This window comes from Pelomonas sp. KK5, from assembly GCF_001984095.1.
Taxonomy (GTDB): Bacteria; Pseudomonadota; Gammaproteobacteria; order Burkholderiales; family Burkholderiaceae_C; genus KK5.
In genome coordinates this window covers 1-4,754 of sequence record NZ_LYVQ01000341.1, presented here as the reverse complement: position 1 = coordinate 4,754, position 4,754 = coordinate 1, and the positions used below count along the sequence as shown (strand labels likewise).

Annotated in this window: 4 protein-coding genes and 1 pseudogene; all 5 read left to right on the top strand. The window is 67.7% G+C overall.

Translation table 11 applies throughout. The features are described from left to right. A pseudogene (locus B0W88_RS33950) lies at positions 1-484 on the top strand (hypothetical protein); the annotation flags it as partial. Between the two features lie 118 nt (positions 485-602). Next, positions 603-848 carry an AbrB/MazE/SpoVT family DNA-binding domain-containing protein gene (locus B0W88_RS29820; protein WP_077038149.1) on the top strand — a complete coding sequence of 82 codons (246 nt, stop codon included), beginning with the start codon at positions 603-605 and terminating at the stop codon, positions 846-848. Between the two features lie 20 nt (positions 849-868). Continuing rightward, a complete protein-coding gene (locus tag B0W88_RS29815; RefSeq protein WP_077038148.1) occupies positions 869-1,294 on the top strand; it encodes a type II toxin-antitoxin system VapC family toxin in 426 nt (141 codons plus the stop codon). 25 nt (positions 1,295-1,319) lie between these two features. Continuing rightward, positions 1,320-3,911 carry a bifunctional aconitate hydratase 2/2-methylisocitrate dehydratase gene (acnB, locus tag B0W88_RS29810; protein WP_077038147.1) on the top strand — a complete coding sequence of 864 codons (2,592 nt, stop codon included), beginning with the start codon at positions 1,320-1,322 and terminating at the stop codon, positions 3,909-3,911. A 108-nt stretch (positions 3,912-4,019) separates the two neighbouring features. Further along, the coding region (locus B0W88_RS29805; RefSeq protein WP_144007066.1) for a GGDEF domain-containing protein at positions 4,020-4,754 on the top strand (735 nt) is incomplete at its 3' end.

Here is a 4,754-nt window from a genome sequence, read left to right as displayed (position 1 = left end):
GGAACAGCTTGCCGCCGCCGAGCGCGCCTACCTGGGCACTTACGACTGCGAATTCAAGCAGGTGATCCACATCAGCAAGGACCCGAAGGACGTCGGCTACATCGACGTGCTGCTGGGCAAGCAGACCTTCGTGATGAAGCCGGTCCTCTCATCCACCGGCGCGCTGCGCCTGGAAGACGTGACCGGCAAGACACTGATGATCCAGATCGCCAACAAGTCGATGCTGCTGGACGTCAAGCTCGGCCAGCGCCTGGTGGACGACTGCATCAGCCCGCAGCAGCGGGAGCTGATGGCGAAGATGGCGGCGGAGAAGGCCGCCGCAGCCGCCGCCGGCGTGGCGCCGGAATCCGGCCTGGGCATCGATCCTCAGAAGACGGCCGCCATCGCTGCCGCACGAGCCGCCGCAGCAGCGTCGGCCGCAGCCTCGGCTGCTTCAGCTGCTTCGGCCGCAGCACCAGCCGCATCCACCGCCAGCGGCAACTAGGCAGCAAGAAAGCCGCGCCGCCAGGCGCCCTCTCCTCTTCCGTCGGAATCGGTAAGTATGTAGAATCCATGCATACTTTCCGTTCCATACCGGAACGCTTCTTGCGAGAGGACGCGCCATGGAAGCCACAGTTGCCGAAAGAGGGCAGATCACGCTGCCCAAGGCGGTGCGCGATGCACTGGGCCTGACCAAAGGCACCACGCTGAAGGTCGAGCTGGACGGCGGGCGCATCATCCTGCGCAAGAACGTCGACGACGCGATCTCGCGCGCCCGTGGCCGCTTCAAGCTGCCAGAAGGCGTCACCACCGACGACATCATGCGCGAGCTGCGCGGCCGCGCGCCGGGCGATCCGGTGGACGTCTGAGAACGACGTCCGAGCTGACGATGATCGCCGTCGACACCAACATCCTGATCGACCTGCTCGGCGACGACGCGCGCGCCGATGCCGCCGAGGCCGCCTTGCGCCTGGCGCTGACCAGCGGCCCGGTCGTGGCCTGCGAGGTCGTCATCGCCGAAGTCACGGCCGGCCTCGGCCATGGCGGCGAGGTCATGGACGCCCTCGAGGACATGGGCCTCAGCTACGCCCCGATCGACGCCCGCGCCGCCGTGCGCGCCGGCGAGATGCAGCGCAAGTACAAGCAGCGCCGGCTCGAATCCGGCAACACCGCCCCGATGCCGCGGGCGATCCCGGATTTCCTCGTCGGCGCCCATGCGCTGCTGCAATGCGAGGCGCTGATCACCCGCGACCAGGGCTTCTATCGCGACTACTTCAAAGGCCTGCGGATCATCGTCCCGGCCACCGCCACCTAACCCCCCATTCAACCGGAGTACATCCATGCTGCAAGCCTACCGCCAACATGCAGCCGAACGCGCCGCGCTCGGCATCCCGCCCCTGCCCCTCGATGCGAAGCAGGTCGCCGAGCTGATCGAGCTGATCAAGAACCCGCCCGCCGGCGAGGATACCTTCCTGCTGGACCTGCTGACCCACCGCGTGCCGCCGGGCGTGGACGACGCCGCCAAGGTCAAGGCGAGCTTCCTGGCCGCCGTGGCGCACGGCGACATCAAGGTCGGCCTGATCTCCAAGGCCAAGGCCACCGAGCTGCTGGGCACGATGGTGGGCGGCTACAACGTCCATCCGCTGATCGAGCTGCTCGCCGACGCTGAGGTTGCCGAAGTCGCCGCCGCCGCGCTGAAGAAGACGCTGCTGATGTTCGACTACTTCAACGACGTCGCCAAGCTCGCCAAGGACGGCAACGCGCATGCCAAGGCCGTGGTGCAGAGCTGGGCCGATGCCGAGTGGTTCACCTCGCGCCCCGAAGTGGCCAGGAAGATCACCGTCACCGTCTTCAAGGTGCCCGGCGAAACCAACACCGACGACCTGTCGCCCGCCCCCGACGCCTGGAGCCGCCCGGACATCCCGCTGCACTACCTGGCGATGCTGAAGAACACCCGTTCCGACGCGGCCTTCACGCCCGAGGAAGACGGCAAGCGCGGCCCGATGCAGTTCATCGAGGAGCTGAAGAAGAAGGGCCACGTCGTGGCCTACGTCGGCGACGTCGTCGGCACCGGCTCCTCGCGCAAGTCCGCCACCAACTCGGTCATCTGGGCCACCGGCGACGACATCCCCTTCGTGCCGAACAAGCGCTTCGGCGGCGTCACGCTGGGCGGCAAGATCGCCCCGATCTTCTTCAACACGCAGGAAGACTCCGGCTCGCTGCCGATCGAAGTGGACGTCAGCAAGCTCGAGATGGGTGACGTCATCGACGTCTACCCGTACGACGGCAAGCTGGAGAAAAACGGCGCCACCGTCGCCGAGTTCGCGCTGAAGAGCGACGTGCTGTTCGACGAAGTGCGCGCCGGCGGCCGCATCAACCTGATCATCGGCCGCTCGCTGACCGCCAAGGCCCGCGAGGCCCTGGGCCTGCCGGCCTCCACCGTGTTCCGCCTGCCGCAAGCGCCGGCTGAAACGAAGGCCGGCTTCACGCTGGCGCAGAAGATGGTCGGCCGCGCCTGCGGCATGCCGGAAGGCCAGGGCATCCGCCCGGGCACCTACTGCGAGCCGAAGATGACGACCGTGGGTTCGCAGGACACCACCGGCCCGATGACCCGCGACGAGCTGAAGGACCTGGCCTGCCTGGGCTTCAGCGCCGACATGGTGATGCAGTCCTTCTGCCACACCGCCGCCTATCCGAAGCCGGTGGACGTGAAGACCCACCGCGAGCTGCCCGCCTTCATCAGCAACCGCGGCGGCGTGGCCCTGCGCCCGGGCGACGGCGTGATCCACTCGTGGCTGAACCGCCTGCTGCTGCCCGACACCGTCGGCACCGGCGGCGACTCGCACACCCGCTTCCCGATCGGCATCTCCTTCCCCGCGGGGTCAGGTCTTGTCGCCTTCGGCGCCGCCACCGGCGTGATGCCGCTGGACATGCCGGAATCGGTGCTGGTGCGCTTCAAGGGCGAGCTGCAGCCCGGCGTCACGCTGCGCGACCTGGTCCACGCGATCCCGTTGTACGCGATCAAGGCGGGCCTGCTGACCGTCGCCAAGGCCGGCAAGAAGAACATCTTCTCGGGCAAGATCCTCGAAATCGAAGGCCTGCCTGACCTGAAGGTCGAGCAAGCCTTCGAGCTGAGCGACGCCTCGGCCGAGCGCTCCGCCGCCGGCTGCACGATCAAGCTGAACCCCGAGCCGATCAAGGAATACCTCACCAGCAACGTCGTGCTGATGAAGAACATGATCGCCGAGGGCTATGCCGACGCGAAGACGCTGCAGCGCCGCATCGAGAAGGTCGAAGCCTGGCTCGCCCAGCCCGACCTGCTCGAAGCCGACAAGGACGCCGAGTACGCCGCGGTCATCGAGATCGACCTGGCCGACATCAAGGAGCCGATCGTCTGCTGCCCGAATGATCCGGACGACGCCAAGTTCCTGTCCGAAGTCGCCGGCACCAAGATCGACGAGGCCTTCATCGGCTCGTGCATGACCAATATCGGCCACTTCCGCGCCGCGGCCAAGCTGCTGGGCGGCCAGCGCGACATCCCGGTCAAGCTGTGGGTCGCCCCGCCGACCAAGATGGACCAGAGCGAACTGATCAAGGAAGGCCACTACGCCGCCTTCGGCACCGCCGGCGCGCGCACCGAGATGCCCGGCTGCTCGCTGTGCATGGGCAACCAGGCGCAGGTCCGCGAAGGCGCGACGGTGATCTCCACCTCCACCCGCAACTTCCCGAACCGCCTGGGCAAGAACACGAACGTGTTCCTGGGCTCGGCCGAACTGGCCGCCATCGCCTCGCGCTTGGGGCACCTGCCGACGGCCGCCGAGTACCTGAAGGAGATGGGTGTCATCGATGCCGACAAGGCCAGCGTCTACCGCTACATGAACTTCGACCAGATCGAGGAATACGCGGAAACCGCGAAGACCGTGACGGCCTGATCGCCCTCCGCCTCGCGTGACAAGTCAACGGCCCGCTCATTGCGGGCCGTTCTTCATTGGCGCCCCCGTTCGGCGATATCCTCCGGCCCTGCATAACGCCCACGCTCCATGGACACCCTGCCGGACCCTTCGCCCGCCCCGGCCTCGCTGAATTCGCCGGCCGAGCGCCTGGCGCTGGCCGCAACGGTGCTGGCCAACGTCGACGCCCACATCTACGTCAAGGACCGCCAGGGCCGCTACCTCTTCATCAACGAGAAGGTGATGGAGCTCTACAACCGCAGCGCCGAGGAGGTGCTGGGCCGCACGGACCTGGAGTTGATGGACCCGGTGATCGCCACCCGGCTGATGGCCATCGACAAGCTGGCGCTGGACACGATGAGCCGCCAGGCCTGCGAGGAGATCGTCGTCGACCGCGAGGGCCGCACGCGCCACTACTGGTCCGTCAAGATGCCGCTGGAGCGCGAGGACGGCTCCGCCTGCCTGGTGGGCTTCTCCACCGAGATCACCGAGCTGCTGCGCCTGCGCCAGACGCTGGAACGCCAGCGCATCACCGACCCGCTGACCGGCCTGGCCAACCGCGTGCAGATGGAGGAAGACCTGTCCATCGAGCTGCGCCTGGCCACGCGCGAGCAGCAGCAGCTCGCCGTCGTGCTGCTGGACCTGGACCAGTTCAAGTACATCAACACCCATCTGGGCCACGATGCCGGCGACCAGCTGCTGCGCGAGGCCGCCCAGCGCCTGCGCCAGGCCCTGCCGGTGGGCTCCAGCCTGGCCCGGCTCGGCGGCGACGAGTTCGCCGCGGTGCTGCCCGCGCTGGCTGATGCACCGGCCGCCGCCCTGCAG

What these genes read in the sequence shown, in the direction of transcription:
- B0W88_RS29820 (WP_077038149.1), top strand. Translation starts at nt 603, where the DNA reads ATGGAAGCCACAGTTGCCGAAAGAGGGCAGATCACGCTGCCCAAGGCG.
- B0W88_RS29815 (WP_077038148.1), top strand. Translation starts at nt 869, where the DNA reads ATGATCGCCGTCGACACCAACATCCTGATCGACCTGCTCGGCGACGAC.
- acnB (WP_077038147.1), top strand. Translation starts at nt 1,320, where the DNA reads ATGCTGCAAGCCTACCGCCAACATGCAGCCGAACGCGCCGCGCTCGGC.